Raw genomic sequence first — 15201 nt, 5'->3', positions numbered from 1 at the left:
TAAGACTAAATAATATTAACTCATGTTTAATCTCATAAAACCGAACTTGGTTTGCCGTTTTTATATCTTAATTATAAATCGTAATTTTGCCTTTCGTTATCAATTGAATTTAAAAACTATTCATTACATATGAGTACTACAACACAATACGTTCCTTATAAAGTTAAGGACATCTCCCTTGCAGAATGGGGTAGAAAAGAAATTACCCTTGCAGAAGCAGAAATGCCAGGTTTGATGGCTATCCGTGAAGAATACGGACCATCTCAGCCACTGAAAGGAGCAAGAATCGCTGGATGTCTTCACATGACAATCCAAACGGCTGTGCTTATCGAGACTCTGGTAGCTTTAGGAGCTGAAGTTACATGGTCATCTTGTAATATTTTCTCTACACAGGACCACGCTGCTGCTGCTATTGCTGCTGCTGGAATTCCGGTGTATGCATGGAAAGGTTTAAATGAAGAAGAATTTGACTGGTGTATTGAGCAGACTTTATTCTTTGGTGAAGACAGAAAGCCATTAAACATGATTTTGGATGATGGTGGAGATTTAACAAACATGGTTTTTGATAAATATCCTGAGTTCACAAAAGACATCAAAGGTCTTTCTGAAGAAACCACTACAGGAGTTCACAGACTTTATGAAAGAATGAAGAACGGAACTTTAGTAATGCCTGCTATCAACGTAAATGATTCTGTTACTAAATCTAAATTCGACAACAAATACGGATGTAAAGAATCTGCTGTAGATGCAGTAAGAAGAGCTACAGACGTAATGCTAGCTGGAAAAAGAGTGGTAGTTTGCGGATACGGAGACGTAGGTAAAGGTACTGCTGCTTCATTCAGAGGAGCTGGTTCTATCGTTACTGTTACGGAAATTGACCCAATCTGTGCACTTCAGGCTGCTATGGACGGTTATGAAGTAAAAAGATTAGACACTGTGGTAGACAATGCTGATATCATCATTACTACAACTGGTAACTTTAATATCGTAAGAGGAGAACACTTCCTTAAAATGAAAGATAAGGCGATCGTTTGTAACATCGGTCACTTCGATAATGAAATCGATATGGCTTGGTTAAACAAAAACTACGGTCAGACTAAATCTGAAGTGAAGCCTCAGGTAGATATCTACACGATTGAAGGAAAAGAAGTAATCATCCTTGCAGAAGGTAGATTGGTAAACTTAGGATGTGCTACAGGTCACCCAAGTTTCGTAATGTCTAACTCTTTCTCTAACCAGACGCTGGCTCAGATCGAGTTATGGAACAACTCTGCGGCTTATGGAAACGAAGTATACATGCTTCCTAAGCACTTAGATGAAAAAGTAGCTGCTTTACACCTTAAGAAATTAAGCGTAGAGCTTGAAACTCTTTCTCCTGAGCAGGCTGAGTACATTGGAGTAGACGTAAAAGGGCCATTCAAGCCTGAGTACTACAGATACTAAGATCTCAACAAAACATGATATGATCCCACTATTTCTAAGATAGTGGGATTTTTTTATGCTGGTAATAAAGCATTCTTTATTTTTGTCACCTAAAAAAATAACATGAAAAAATTCTTATTTCTGGGACTCATGAGTTCTGTTGTATTCTTTAACAGCTGCAGCAGTAACGATGATAATGAGGGAAACAATACCTCTTCTAAGGTATTATTGAGCAAAGTCACTATCGTTTATTATGACAATCCGGCTCAGCTGCAGACAAGCATACAGACTCTGGAATACAATAATCATGGTGAGCTTATCAAAACATCGTCAGCTTTAGGAACTTCCAAGTTTGAATACAGTAACGGAAAACCAACTAAAACCACTTATTATAAACCAGATGGTACGGTAGACTATTATTCAGCTTATACTTATAATGGAGATCTGCTTACTACAGTTAAGGCCATCTATACTACTAATCCGGATTATAACAGAACAATTACTTATAATTATAATACCAACGGACAGGTGATTTCTTCATCTCTTTGTCAGTCGCCAACCTGTTCCAATCCCATCGTAGATACTTTTACTTATGATGGAAACAATATTTCAACAGAAATTTCAGAAGGTGGAGGATCCAGCTACAACACTAAAATTGTTTACTCTTACGATGATAAACTGAACCCATATGTGAATATCAATAAATACATAAAAATTATGATGGGAGGAGCCTATGCGGTAAGTCAAAACAATTATCTTGTAGAAAAGATAAGCTTTAAAAGCAATGGAACCTGGACACAAAACCAAACCCGAACTTCCACTATTCAATACAACAGCGCCGGTTTTCCTACTCAGGTGATCTCAAAAGAAGCCAACGGAAGTCTTTCCGCTCAATATAACTACGAATACATCACTCAATAATACAAAACTCTCCAAATTGGAGAGTTTTTTTATGAGCTGATTCCCGCTATCCGTTCATACTCCTCACGCCAGGCTAGCCTACCCATCAACCCTCTACTCTTCTGCTTATGTTCGGGGGTAACCGCTGCTATCGGGGCTAGGGAGGAAATTATAAATTATAAGTGATGAGTGATGAATTATGGATGTGTTTTTATTTAATGTAAAACGGGCTTTAGCCCGTTTTACATTAAATAAAAACACATCCATCAGCTTTACCCGAAACATAAACCTACTTTCTCCATCTATTCAGTATTTTTCCCATATTTTCCCTTTGCCAGAGCTCTATTTATAAAAAATGAATATCTTAGCCCTCTTAAATAAAACATTAAACTATGAAAAAACAAAGAGTATCGAATGCATTCGTCGCTGCGTCGTGGGTAGCATTGGGAGCGGGAATGATTGGCTTTATTGTTGGTCTTGCAAGAGCAGAAATGCTGCTGAATGAGAAGGGATATTATTTCACCATCCTTCTTTATGGTTTATTTGCTGTGGTTTCTTTACAGAAAGCAGTACGTGACAGATTAGAAAACATTCAGGTAACAGATATTTATTATGGAATCTGCTGGTTTGCCACATTATCATCCATTGTATTACTGGCCATCGGACTTTGGAACGCCACCATCCTTCCAAGCGAAAAAGGGTTTTATGCCTTTGCCTTTCTACTGGCACTCTTCGGAGCCATCGCAGTTCAGAAAAACACTCGTGATAATATGCTTCAGGAATAAAGTAAACTCTCCAAAACGGAGAGTTTTTTATTTAAATAATTTCATTAAAATTTATAAATTACTATAAATTTCACATTTAAGTTAAAAATATATTAAGTTTTTTGCTATTTTAGTAGTGCTTATTTCACAAACTAATGACATGTACAAAAAACTATTAACTTCTTCTCTGTGTATTCTATTATTTCAGCTTTCAAAAGCACAAAATGAGTTCATCACCATTTGGAAAACCCAAAATGCACAACTCATTAAATTTCCCGGGAGAGGAACCAATTTTAAAGTCTACTGGGAAGAAGTAGGATATCCTCAGCATAACGGGACGATCAATAATGTAACTTCTACTACTGAATTTACGATCAATGTAGGAACACCTTTCAATCCTACTCCATCTCAGGCCAGCTACAGAATTAAAATCAGTGATGGCAACGGAAGTTTTGACCAGGTGAGATTCTTTGACAACACATTAGTTCCTGCTTATAATGCTTCAGACCGTTCAAAAATTACTCAGATTACCCAATGGGGAAATATAAAATGGAAAAGCTTTGACAATGCTTTTGTGTACTGTGATAATATGGACGTAACAGCCACTGATGTTCCAGACCTCAGCATGGTCACCAGCATGCGCCAAATGTTTTATTTATGTATTTCACTCGTCGGAAATCCTTCTTTCAACACATGGAACACCTCCACCATCACCGATATGTATTATATGTTTGGGGATGATAATCTGTTCAATCAGCCATTGGGAGATTGGGATACTTCAAATGTTACAGATATGTCATATATGTTTGACTATACAGGATTCAATCAATCTTTGAGTAAATGGAATACTGCAAAGGTGACTACCATGGAACACATGTTTCATGATTCAGAAAACTTCAACCAGGATCTTCAGAACTGGAATACCAGTAATGTCACTAATATGAACGAAATGTTCCGTGACACCGCTTTTAACCAAAACATCGGAAGATGGAATCTAAGTTCATTAACAACCGCTACCGATATGTTTCTCAATTCTGCCATGAGCTGCCTGAATTACGATAAAACACTTTTTGGATGGAGCCAGAGTTCCTCAACACCTAATAATATTGATTTATCAAGTGCTTCTCCATTAATTTATTCTCATGCTGATGCAGTAGCTGCGAGAAATTACTTAATCAATAATAAAGGCTGGACTATATCGGGCGACGTTTACAACGGACTCTGCAACCAGACCCTTTCAACTTCTGAAAAGAATATAAACTACAACGCCGCCATTTATCCCAATCCAGCAACAGATATCATTCATTTGAAAAACATTCCGAATCCAATAGGTTATACCATAACCGATATGAGTGGAAGAACTGTTATTAAAGAAAACCTGAAAAATGATAAAATTACCATTCACGTTTTAACTCCGGGGAATTATATCTTACAGATTATGACAAAGGGTTCAACAATTTCATTTCCATTCATAAAAAAATAAGCCTCAACAAAACTAATAACCATAAAACGATAAACATGATTTTAAAAAAAATTCCAATACTCATTTTTCTTTTGCTGGTCTTCCTGGCAAAGGCACAAAATGAATTTATCACAGTATGGAAACCCAGTCTTACCCCACCTAACTATCCTTATGCAGGAATTCCTGTTAACTCAAACAATAATCAGATCTGGTTTCCCGGAATAGGAACGAATTATCAGATCTATTGGGAAGAAATTGGCTACCCTTCACACAATGCCACTTTAACGAATGTAACTTCTACCTATCAGCTTCTGATCGATTTCGGAGTGCCACAAAATCCCAATCCGGCAGATGCTACTTACCGGTTGAAAGTAAGCAATGGAAACGGAAATTTTCACCAGATAAGGTTTGCCAACTGGGACATGTTCAATGATAACGGAATTGTAGGTGATGTACATAAAATCCAGTTGATAGAACAATGGGGAAATATTCAGTGGTCTTCTATGGAACAGGCATTTCAGGCATGCAAAATTTTAGATTTTACCACAACAGATATTCCTGATCTGAAGGAGGTAACTGATATGTCTTACATGTTTTTAGGCTGTTATGGTTTAGTGGGAAACTCCAGTATCAATACCTGGAATATTTCCAATGTAAATACCTTGCTGGGAACGTTTTCAGGATGTTTTGTGTTCAATCAGCCGGTTGGAGACTGGAACACGTCCAATGTTACCATGATGGGGATAACATTCTCTGCAGCCAAAATTTTCAACCAGCCACTGGCCAATTGGGATACTTCTAAAGTTACTGCCACTGCCGCTATGTTTAATGGAGCGACTCTGTTTAACCAACCTGTCGGGAATTGGGATATGTCCAGTAATCTTGATGCGGAATTCATGTTTGCCAATGCAATAAATTTCAATCAACCTATTGGGAACTGGAATACAACACAAATCATCGAAATGAATAATATGTTTTTGGGTGCAAAAGTTTTTAATCAGGACATCAGCAGCTGGGATACTCAAAATGTCAAATTCATGCATGGTATGTTTTATAATGCAGAAAACTTTAACAGTAATATTTCCAATTGGGACACCAGAAAAGTAGAATGGATGTCTGAGATGTTCAGAGGAGCAAAAAGCTTCAATCACGATATAGGAAAATGGAATGTAAGTTCAGTAAAAAGCATGAACGATATGTTCAATGATGCTCTTATTTTCAACCAAAATCTGGGAAAATGGAATCTCAGTTCATTATTATATGCATCCAATATGTTCAAAAATTCTGCATTGAACTGCCAGAATTATGACAGCACGTTATATGGCTGGAGCCTGAACCCTTCTACTCCCAATAATATTAATCTATCCACTGTTTCTCCTCTTACGTATTCTCACAATGCAGCAGTAACGGCAAGAAACTACCTCATCAACACCAAAGGCTGGACAATCAGTGGAGATACCTATAACGGAGAATGTCAATCTTTCCTTGGAACTTCAGATGTAAAAGTGAAAGGTGAACTCAGTATTTACCCCAACCCTGCCAGTCATATTATTTATGTAAAGAATTCAAATGCTAAAGACTTCAAAATTATTGATATGAGCGGCAGAATTGTTTTAAGCGGGAATTTGACAGATGCGCAGATCAACATCCAGACTTTAACTTCCGGGAATTATATTTTGCAACTGTATTCAAAAGAAGATATCCAAAACCTGAAATTCATCAAAAAATAATTATACAACTAATACCTATAAATAATAAACATGATTTTAAAAAAGATTCCTACACTTATTTTTCTAATGCTGGCCTTCATTGCGAAAGCTCAGAATGAATTCATTACCATCTGGAAACCCGCATCTACCGTATTACCAGCTGTAAATGTAGATGCTCCCTATCAGGCAACGACTCAGCAGATATGGTTTCCCGGAATTGGGGATAATTATGATATTTACTGGGAGGAAGTAGGCTATCCGCAGCACAATGGTTCCCTCCTCGATGTCACTTCCACAAAACAGGTTCTTATCGACTTCGGGACGTCAATCGCAGAAAAAAATGATGCAAAATACAGGGTAAAAGTTACGAATGGTAACGGAATTTTCAGGCAAATAAAATTTGGAACGCCTCAACTATATCCTGGCCCTGAACAAGTTTTTCCTATCTGGCAGATCAACGGAAGTTCAGATAAAATATTAGAAATAGAACAATGGGGTAATATTTCATGGACTACCATGGAAAGTGCCTTCAGTCTGTGCAGGCTTATGCAGCTTACAGCAACAGATACTCCCAATCTTAATAATGTAGAGGATGCATCTTTCATGTTTTATGGCACAACCAGTTTTATGGGTGCCAGCTCTATGCAGAACTGGGATACTTCGAAAATTAAGAATTTTAGTTTTATGCTCTCTCTTTTATTTGATGTGAATCCTTCTGCTACATTAATAGAACAGTTCAACTCACCTTATCTGGACAGCTGGAATATGTCTTCAGCCACCAACCTCAGCTATATGTTGGGAAACAGAACAGTTTTTAACCAGACTCTCAATAGCTGGGATGTCTCAAAGGTGACGGATATGAGCTGGATGTTTGGACAATGTTTAAGCTTCAATCAGCGTCTGGACAACTGGGATACTTCAAGTTTAGAAGACATGCATTTTATGTTTCATATGATTCCTGTTTTCAATCAGCCATTAAACTGGAATACTTCCAAAGTGACCAATATGGCGCATGTATTTCATGGCTGTACAACCTTTAATCAGCCTTTAGACAATTGGGATATGACAAAAGTGACCAGAATAGACCAGATCCTTAATTTTGCTTCAGGTTTCAATCAGTCATTAGGAAACTGGAACTTAGTTTCTCTTACCAATGGAAATGCCGCTATAACAATGTCTGGTCTTAATTGTGAAAATTACAGCAAAACCCTTCTGGGATGGGCAGACAATCCCAATATAGCCAACAATGTTTCATTAGGTTCCGTACAAGGATTAAAATATGCTTCTAACGTATCAGACAAAAGGGATATTCTCATCAATAAAGGCTGGTCAATAGTAGGTGATGTAGTGGGAAGCTGTTTACTATCTTCATCGGATATAAGGTTGAATAAAAAGCTTTCGCTATATCCTAATCCTGCAGTGGATGACATTCACGTTGAAGGATTAAGTGATATAAAGAGCTATAAAATTTATGATGCCAGTGGAAGATTGGTAAAGGAAGGAAATCCCAATAATGAGATCATCAATGTAAGCACCTTACCTAAAGGAAATTATATAATACAACTGATCATGAAAGAAAAAACAATTTCTTCAAAATTCATTAAGAAATAACTATAAAATTCGTCTATGGTACTCAAAAAATTTTTGGTGGGATTTTTTATTTTGCTGGTATTCATTGTGAAAGCCCAGAATGAATTTATCACCATCTGGAAACCTGCTTCTACAGTGATACAGCCAATAACAGTAAGTGCTCCCTACCAGGCAAGTACTCAACAAATATGGTTTCCCGGAATTGGCGAAAACTATGACATTTATTGGGAAGAAGTAGATTTCCCTCAACATAATGGTTCTCTTATCAATGTAACCTCAACAAAACAGGTTCTTATTGATTTTGGGACGTCAATAGCAGAAAAGAATGATGCAAAATATAGGGTAAGAGTGAGTAACGGAAATGGGGTTTTTCAACGTATAAAATTCGGAGATGTACAGGAGGTTCAGCTTCCGGATCAGATTTTTCCGGTGTGGCAGATCAACGGAAGTGCCGATAAAATACTGGAAATAGAGCAATGGGGAAATATTGTCTGGACAACAATGAACAGTGCTTTCAGCCAATGTAAACTTGTTCAGCTTACTGCTACAGACATTCCTGATCTTAGTAATGTTGATGATGCTTCTTATATGTTTTATGGTACCAAAAGCTTTACTGGTGCTGTCTCCATGCAAAACTGGGACACTTCCAGAATTAAGAATTTCAAATTTATGTTTTCTATTATCTTTGACAGTATCAATAACTCACTTCCTGATCAGTTCAATCCTCCTTATTTTAATAATTGGAATATGTCATCAGCAACTGATCTCAGTTTTATGTTTGCAGGAAGAGGGATCTTTAACCAGACATTGAACAACTGGGATGTTTCGAGTGTCACTGATATGAAATGGATGTTTGCTCTTTGCCCAAGCTATAATCAACCCATGGATAACTGGGAAACCTCAAGCCTTGAAGACATTCGTTTTATGTTTCATTTTGATTCAGGCTTCAATCAATCTTTAAATAATTGGAATACGTCTAAAGTTACCAATATGGCCCATGCTATTCATGGCTGCACAGCTTTTAATCATTCTCTGGAAAATTGGGACATGACCAAGGTGACCAAAATAGACCAGATTCTTAAGGAAACGCCAAGCTTTAATCAATCCCTTGCAAGCTGGAATCTTGCCAACGTTAATAATGGAGCCCAGGCTTTGATGCAGACAGGAATGGATTGTGAAAATTTCAGTAAAACACTCGCAGGATGGGCAGATAATCCTAATACTGCCAATAATGTTGATTTGGATATTGTAACCCCTTTGACTTATGCTTCCAATGCAGCAGATAAAAGGAATATTCTCATCAGTAAAGGATGGACGATGTCGGGTGATACGGTAGGAAATTGTTTACTGTCTTCATCAGATGTAAAGCTGAATAAAAAACTTTCACTCTATCCCAATCCCGCTGTAGATGATATTCATATTGAAGGGTTAAGTGATATTAAAAAGTATAGAATTTTTGATGCAAGTGGAAGACTTGTACTGGAAGGAAATCCCAATAGGGATATGATTAATGTAGGATCTTTATCGAAAGGCAATTATATTTTGCAGCTGATTCTGAAAGAAAAGACAATCTCTTCAAAATTCATTAAGAAATAAAAACAAAAAGCCTCGCTGAAAAGTGAGGCTTTTATTTTGAGTTTAAAACTCAACTATTTATCAAAATGATTAGGATGCTGGGCTTTGATATCATCTACCGTTCCCAGTACTTTATCTTTTAAAGAATCCTGATATTTCTGAAGTTTAGCAGCTACTTCTTCATTACCGCTTCCTAAGATTTTTGCGGCTAAAATTCCTGCATTCAAAGCACCGTTCAAGGCTACAGTTGCTACCGGAATTCCTCCAGGCATCTGAAGAATAGACAACACAGAATCCCATCCATCTATAGAATTACTGGACAGAATCGGAACTCCGATTACCGGAAGTGTCGTACAACTCGCCACCATTCCCGGAAGATGTGCTGCCCCCCCTGCTCCAGCTACAATGACCTTCAGACCTCTTTCCTGAGCAGTTTTTGCATAATCGAACATTCTTTCCGGAGTTCTGTGTGCTGAAACTACAGTTAATTCATAAGGGATATCAAGGCTTTTAAGAAAATTTGCAGCCTGTTCCATGATCGGCAGATCACTCTGACTGCCCATAATAATTCCTACCATCTTCAATTTTATTAGATGTTCAAAGATAAAAAATAAAGATGGAAGTTGGAAGAAGGAGACTGGAAGTTCTTTTTGAACATCATCAAATATTTAAGTCTAAACTCACATCAACCATTCAACTAGCAACTCTTCCTCTCTAATCTGTATCAGTAAAAAACAAAGCAACTGTACCCATTATAATCATTTTAAAACTTATACATTTGTTTGTTACACTACTTATATACGTTGAAAGATTATAAACTTATTTTTGCTGTTCTCACTGTTGCCATTGTCTGGGGAACAACTTTTTTGGCCATTCGTGTTGCTGTGGAAACAATTCCTGCTTGGTTTGTTGCCGGAATCCGACAGTTTCTGGCTTCTGTTATCATGCTTATCGTTCTTCTTTCGAGAAAGGAATTCAAGTGGATTGGCTGGAAGAGTTTGGGATACCAGATTATATTCGCCTCCCTGATGCTGGTCGTTGCCAATGGAATGACTACGGTGGCTGAAGAAACGGTTTCCAGCAGTCTTGCCTCGTTAATCAGTGCGTGTTCACCTATTCTCGTGTTCCTGGGAAGCGTGGCTGTAGGATTGCAGAAATTCAGTTTGCGGGCGCTTAGCGGTGTCCTGCTTTGTTTCAGCGGAATTCTTTTTATCTTCTGGGATGGACTTAAAGATCTCGCCAACCCTGATTACAGAATGGGAATGATTTTTCTGTTCTGCGCCATTGCTGGTTGGGCTTCAGGAACTATTTTTACCAAAAAACTCAATATTCAGAGTGGAAATATAACATTGAATTTATTCTATCAGTTCCTGTTTGCAGGAGTGGTTCAGGTTATTCTTGCATTTCTGTTTTCTGAAAATTACAATTTTGGAAACTGGAGTATTAAAAGTATTTCAGCCATGCTATATCTTGCTGTTTTTGGTTCTGTAGCGGCTTTCTTCGCTTTTCATTATGCGTTAACGAAAATTTCACCCGTACAGGTTTCTATCCTAGCTTATATCAACACCATTATTGCCATATTTCTAGGCTGGCTGATTATGGACGAAAAAGTTACCGTTAAGTTTATCTTGGCTGCAGCAATGATTATCTGTGGTGTTTTTATTATCAATTACAAACCGGGGATGTTCAAAAGACAAAGGGTTGAATGATAAACCTATTTCAAACCACAAAAGACACAAAAGTTTGTAAATCCTTGTGCTTTTAAAGGTAGTATATGAATTTTTGAAAAGCACACAAAATTATTTAAGATTAAAAAAAAATCTGTGCTAATCTGTGTCATCCGTGGGCAAAAAAACGTATTAAGACTTTCAATAAAATCACTAATTGCTATTATAAACCCCATTCGCTTTTAACCATTTCAAAAACAAATCCGTCCATTCTCCGGTATTCGTTCCTTTTTTACCCATTCCCCAGCCATGACCGCCTGATTGAAATAAGTGCAGTTCGGCAGGAATTTTATGATCTTTTAATGCCTGATACATCAAAATACTATTTTCCACAGGAGAAATAGGATCATCTTCAGACTGAGCCAAAAAAGTGATGGGAGTCTGATCATTCACCTGCTTTTCAACAGACAGCTTCATCTGATCACTTCTGTCAGAATCTTTTCCTAATAAAGATTTAAATGAATGGGTCGTATTATTGGGTGGCAGCATAGACACTACAGGATAGATCATTGCTGTAAAGTTGGGTTTTGCAGAAATCAAATCAATATCATCCTGAGGAGGATAATAATTTGTATTGAATGTAGATGAAATATATCCGGCAAGATGCCCACCAGCAGAAAACCCAAGTACCCCGATTTTATCTGGATCTATGTTGTATTTCCCTGCATTTTTTCTAATCATTCGCAAAGCACGCTGAGCATCCTGAAAAGGGACTGATCTTGTTGCCCAACCTTCTTCCGGAAGTCTGTATTGAAGCTCAAAAGCAGTAATTCCCAGAGATTTCAACCATTCTGATGCAGGATAACCTTCCGATCCGGATTCAATGTGGGCGTAGCCACCACCACTGATCACTAAAACAGCAATTCCGTTGGGATTGACGGGCTGATGAATGATAAGCTTCGGTATACTTACATTTGTAAGAGAACCTTTTGGAGAAACCTTATTTTCACCTCCAGGCCCGGGACCATCCGGTATTGATTTCCAAAGATTCATAGAAGGTAACTGAGCAGAAAACATTCCTGCAATAAACAAAAAAGAGAAAAAAATATTTTTCATTTCGTTCAATTTTAATCTTAAAACAACATCAATAATCTTACCTAATCTATCCAACTGTTTTTAAACTTATTAAATATAATTAAAACAGATATGCTTCAGCTGGGTTTTGTATTTCCTTCATTTTCCTTATATTGTATACTCCAACCGATACAATATGCTGAAAAACACATTTTTTTTATTTCTGACCGCCTCTTTCCTTTTGATAAGCTGTGACTACAAAGAGAAAGAGAAGAACCTGACAGACAGGGAGAAACAACTTTTAGACAAAGAGAAACTATTCGCGAAGAAAGAATCCGAATATCAGTCACTTCTGAAAATGAGGGACAGTATTTTTTCCAAAAAAGATTCTGTAGTGATTGCCGCTGCATGGCCTACGGAAATTTCTGGCCCATGGAACGGTAAAGTAATCTGTACAGAATCCAACTGCAGTGAATATGCAGTAGGCGACCAACGTACTGACATCTGGGAATTCGATAATGATTCTACCCAGCCCATTACCAAAATCATCAACAACAATAATCTGGTAAGGCTGTATACGGGCAAGTTTGAAAACAATGAGATCAGACTCTCTTTCAAAACCGATTCTACAGCTAAAAAGAATGTAGAAATGAGCGTTCTTCTTAATGATATTTCGGACAACAAGATCAAAGGAACCAGAACCATCACTTCTGATGGCTGTACCGCCAAGTTCTCTGTTGAATTAGTACGTTCCACAAAATAAACACCTATGATTTTACTGAGTATACACAACCTGAGTCTTCCTATAGAAGATCCGGTACTGAAATTCCTGTTGGTACTGGTCATCATCCTTGCAGCACCATTGCTGCTTAATAAAATTAAAGTTCCCCACCTTTTGGGGCTTATCATCGCTGGGGCCATCATCGGTCCGAACGGATTCAATGTATTGTCCAGAGACAGCAGTATTGTAGTAACCGGAACTACCGGGCTTCTTTACATCATGTTTCTGGCCGGGCTTGAGATTGATATGGGAGATTTTAAAAAGAACAAGTGGAAAAGCCTCACCTTTGGTATCTATACCTTTACCGTTCCTTTTGTATTAGGATATCTGGGTGGATATTACCTTCTTCACTTTTCAATGCTGACGTCTATTCTTTTTGCCAGTCTTTTTTCTTCTCATACCCTTATTGCGTATCCGTTGGTGAGCAAGTTGGGAATTGCGAAAAACAAGGCCGTTAATATCACTGTTGGAGGTACAATGATCACAGATATTCTTGCCTTATTAGTACTTGCCGTGATTGTGGGAATGTCTCAGGGTGATGTGGGAACAGAATTTTGGGTTAAACTATCCGTTTCTTTTGTAGTTTTTGCCCTGATTGTACTTATTGTATTCCCTATTATAGGCCGTTGGTTTTTCAAAAGAGTAGATGACAAAATCTCTCAGTATATTTTTGTACTGGTTATGATTTACCTGGCAGCAATGCTGGCTGAACTGGCTGGTGTAGAAGCCATCATCGGGGCGTTCTTTGCAGGATTAGCTTTAAACAGGCTTATTCCTCACACCTCTTCTCTGATGAACAGGGTTGAATTTGTGGGAAATGCCATATTTATTCCTTTTTTCCTGATCAGTGTGGGAATGTTGATTGATTTCAAGGTATTCTTCAAAAGCTGGGAAACACTGGAAGTAGCCGGAATTATGCTGGTAGCATCTATCGGAGGAAAATATCTTTCTGCAGTGGCCACTCAAAAAACATTCAGGCTGACCAAAGAGGAAGGAAAACTGATCTTCGGATTAAGTTCGGCTTCCGCAGCGGCAACACTGGCTTCTGTAATGGTAGGTTACAACATCATCCTTTCCGAAACTGAAACCGGAGAACCGGTAAGATTACTGAATGAACACGTTCTGAACGGAAGTATTTTACTGATTCTCATCTCTTGTACAATTTCCTCTTTCATTTCTATGGCAAGTGCCCAGAAAATTGCGGAAAGTGACAATGAAGATACCGTTTCAGGAAATACCCATGAGGAAGAAAGCATTCTCTTAGCCATTAATCATGAGGCCACTGTTGAGAGAATGGTAAATCTGGGCATCCTGATCAAAGCCCATTCTAATACAGAAGATCTCTTTGCACTGAATGTTATCAATGAAGATAAAAATGAATCTTCCGTAAAAAATGCGGAGAAACTCCTCCATCAGGCAGCAGATGCAGCAGCGGCAGCGGATGTTAAACTTCAGGCTTTAAAAAGATACGACAATGATGTCATCAATGGGGTAAATAATGTGATTAAAGAGCAGAAAATCACAGACCTTATTATCGGACTGGAAGATGAAAAAGGGTTCTCCCCTTCTTTTGTATACAATCTTTACAATGGTTATCTGCAAAATGATGATGTGAATGTACTGGTTTACCACGCTGCACAACCACTTTCCACTATTAAAAAATATGCTGTGATGATTCCAGAAAACGCTCATCAGGAAGCAGGATTCTTCCATGCCTTGCTGAGAGTCTGGAATATTGCCCGAAATTCCGGTGCTACGGTTGTTTTTTATGCTCCGGAAAATATCCTTGATATTCTTCAGAAAATCATTAAAAAAGCCAATATAGAAGCTGAATTTATTATCATGAATACCTGGCAGGATGGTGAAAGAACTGCGGCCCAGTTAAAGGATGATGAAGCTTTGATTATTCTTATGGCTAAACGAGGCATGAAGTCCTATATTCCAAGAATGAGACTGATCCCTGAACTTCTGAACAGAAATCTGAGTGATAACAATTATCTTTTGATTTTCCCTTTCTCAGAATATGATAAAAACAGTCCGGAAATACGTTCTGTAGGAAATCATGGAGATTTTGTGGAGATTGGAAATGTGATTCAGAAGATTTTTAAGTAAGAGATTGGAAGCTGGAAGAGGGATGATGGAGGTTATCGATGTAGGAATAATCACTTTTTATTACATCATCTAACCATCCAGTCATCAATAGGATCGGGCTTTAGCCCGATATGAATAAGAATAACATAAATACAATTGGCTTTAG

The 15201-nt window shown here is 37.8% G+C and carries 12 protein-coding genes; 10 read left to right on the top strand and 2 right to left on the bottom strand.

From position 1 onward, the window contains the following. Positions 1-129 precede the first annotated feature (129 nt). From ahcY to ACMA47_RS07995, 7 genes are all read left to right on the top strand, one after another. The gene (gene ahcY / locus ACMA47_RS08025) at positions 130-1443 is read left to right on the top strand and encodes an adenosylhomocysteinase (protein ID WP_034699895.1); all 1314 of its coding nucleotides are present in this window, start codon (positions 130-132) and stop codon (positions 1441-1443) included. A 102-nt stretch (positions 1444-1545) separates the two neighbouring features. Further along, the gene (locus ACMA47_RS08020; protein WP_413929376.1) at positions 1546-2343 is read left to right on the top strand and encodes a hypothetical protein; all 798 of its coding nucleotides are present in this window, start codon (positions 1546-1548) and stop codon (positions 2341-2343) included. A 371-nt stretch (positions 2344-2714) separates the two neighbouring features. Beyond that, positions 2715-3107, top strand: a complete 393-nt coding sequence (gene yiaA / locus ACMA47_RS08015; RefSeq protein WP_034699887.1) for an inner membrane protein YiaA — start codon at positions 2715-2717, stop codon at positions 3105-3107. A 139-nt stretch (positions 3108-3246) separates the two neighbouring features. Further along, positions 3247-4569, top strand: a complete 1323-nt coding sequence (locus ACMA47_RS08010; RefSeq protein WP_413929375.1) for a BspA family leucine-rich repeat surface protein — start codon at positions 3247-3249, stop codon at positions 4567-4569. 35 nt (positions 4570-4604) lie between these two features. Further along, positions 4605-6278, top strand: coding sequence for a BspA family leucine-rich repeat surface protein (locus ACMA47_RS08005; RefSeq protein ID WP_413929374.1), 1674 nt, complete (start codon positions 4605-4607; stop codon positions 6276-6278). Positions 6279-6308: 30 nt separating this feature from the next. Then, complete coding sequence (locus tag ACMA47_RS08000; protein WP_413929373.1) at positions 6309-7868, top strand: BspA family leucine-rich repeat surface protein; 1560 nt, start codon at positions 6309-6311, stop codon at positions 7866-7868. Between the two features lie 15 nt (positions 7869-7883). Continuing rightward, complete coding sequence (locus tag ACMA47_RS07995) at positions 7884-9443, top strand: BspA family leucine-rich repeat surface protein (protein ID WP_413929372.1); 1560 nt, start codon at positions 7884-7886, stop codon at positions 9441-9443. A 53-nt stretch (positions 9444-9496) separates the two neighbouring features. Here the strand turns inward: ACMA47_RS07995 and purE are convergent, their stop codons facing one another. Beyond that, entirely contained in the window at positions 9497-10000 is a 504-nt protein-coding gene (gene purE, locus ACMA47_RS07990) for a 5-(carboxyamino)imidazole ribonucleotide mutase (RefSeq protein WP_034699885.1), read from the bottom strand. A 225-nt stretch (positions 10001-10225) separates the two neighbouring features. Here purE and ACMA47_RS07985 point away from each other — a divergent pair, with 225 nt between their 5' ends. Next, positions 10226-11131 (top strand): DMT family transporter, encoded by a 906-nt coding sequence (locus ACMA47_RS07985; RefSeq protein ID WP_413929461.1) that lies wholly within the window; start codon positions 10226-10228, stop codon positions 11129-11131. A 171-nt stretch (positions 11132-11302) separates the two neighbouring features. On the opposite strand, the gene ACMA47_RS07980 is transcribed toward ACMA47_RS07985, so the two are convergent. Next, on the bottom strand, positions 11303-12205 hold the full coding sequence (locus tag ACMA47_RS07980; protein WP_413929371.1) for an alpha/beta hydrolase: 903 nt from the start codon (positions 12203-12205) through the stop codon (positions 11303-11305). Between the two features lie 154 nt (positions 12206-12359). Here ACMA47_RS07980 and ACMA47_RS07975 point away from each other — a divergent pair, with 154 nt between their 5' ends. Continuing rightward, complete coding sequence (locus ACMA47_RS07975) at positions 12360-12926, top strand: hypothetical protein (protein ID WP_413929370.1); 567 nt, start codon at positions 12360-12362, stop codon at positions 12924-12926. Positions 12927-12932: 6 nt separating this feature from the next. Then, positions 12933-15056, top strand: coding sequence for a cation:proton antiporter (locus ACMA47_RS07970; protein WP_034699875.1), 2124 nt, complete (start codon positions 12933-12935; stop codon positions 15054-15056). The last annotated feature ends 145 nt before the right edge of the window (positions 15057-15201 follow it).

Origin of the sequence: Chryseobacterium sp. T20, from assembly GCF_047345655.1 — a bacterium.
Taxonomy (GTDB): domain Bacteria; phylum Bacteroidota; class Bacteroidia; order Flavobacteriales; family Weeksellaceae; genus Chryseobacterium.
Note: the sequence above shows the minus strand (reverse complement) of the source record. Positions and strands in the feature narration are given on the sequence as shown.

What these genes read in the sequence shown, in the direction of transcription:
- ACMA47_RS07975 (WP_413929370.1), top strand. Translation starts at nt 12,360, where the DNA reads ATGCTGAAAAACACATTTTTTTTATTTCTGACCGCCTCTTTCCTTTTG.
- ACMA47_RS08020 (WP_413929376.1), top strand. Translation starts at nt 1,546, where the DNA reads ATGAAAAAATTCTTATTTCTGGGACTCATGAGTTCTGTTGTATTCTTT.
- ACMA47_RS07980 (WP_413929371.1), bottom strand. Translation starts at nt 12,205, where the DNA reads ATGAAAAATATTTTTTTCTCTTTTTTGTTTATTGCAGGAATGTTTTCT.
- ACMA47_RS07995 (WP_413929372.1), top strand. Translation starts at nt 7,884, where the DNA reads ATGGTACTCAAAAAATTTTTGGTGGGATTTTTTATTTTGCTGGTATTC.
- ACMA47_RS07970 (WP_034699875.1), top strand. Translation starts at nt 12,933, where the DNA reads ATGATTTTACTGAGTATACACAACCTGAGTCTTCCTATAGAAGATCCG.
- ACMA47_RS08000 (WP_413929373.1), top strand. Translation starts at nt 6,309, where the DNA reads ATGATTTTAAAAAAGATTCCTACACTTATTTTTCTAATGCTGGCCTTC.
- ahcY (WP_034699895.1), top strand. Translation starts at nt 130, where the DNA reads ATGAGTACTACAACACAATACGTTCCTTATAAAGTTAAGGACATCTCC.
- ACMA47_RS08010 (WP_413929375.1), top strand. Translation starts at nt 3,247, where the DNA reads ATGTACAAAAAACTATTAACTTCTTCTCTGTGTATTCTATTATTTCAG.
- ACMA47_RS08005 (WP_413929374.1), top strand. Translation starts at nt 4,605, where the DNA reads ATGATTTTAAAAAAAATTCCAATACTCATTTTTCTTTTGCTGGTCTTC.
- yiaA (WP_034699887.1), top strand. Translation starts at nt 2,715, where the DNA reads ATGAAAAAACAAAGAGTATCGAATGCATTCGTCGCTGCGTCGTGGGTA.
- purE (WP_034699885.1), bottom strand. Translation starts at nt 10,000, where the DNA reads ATGGTAGGAATTATTATGGGCAGTCAGAGTGATCTGCCGATCATGGAA.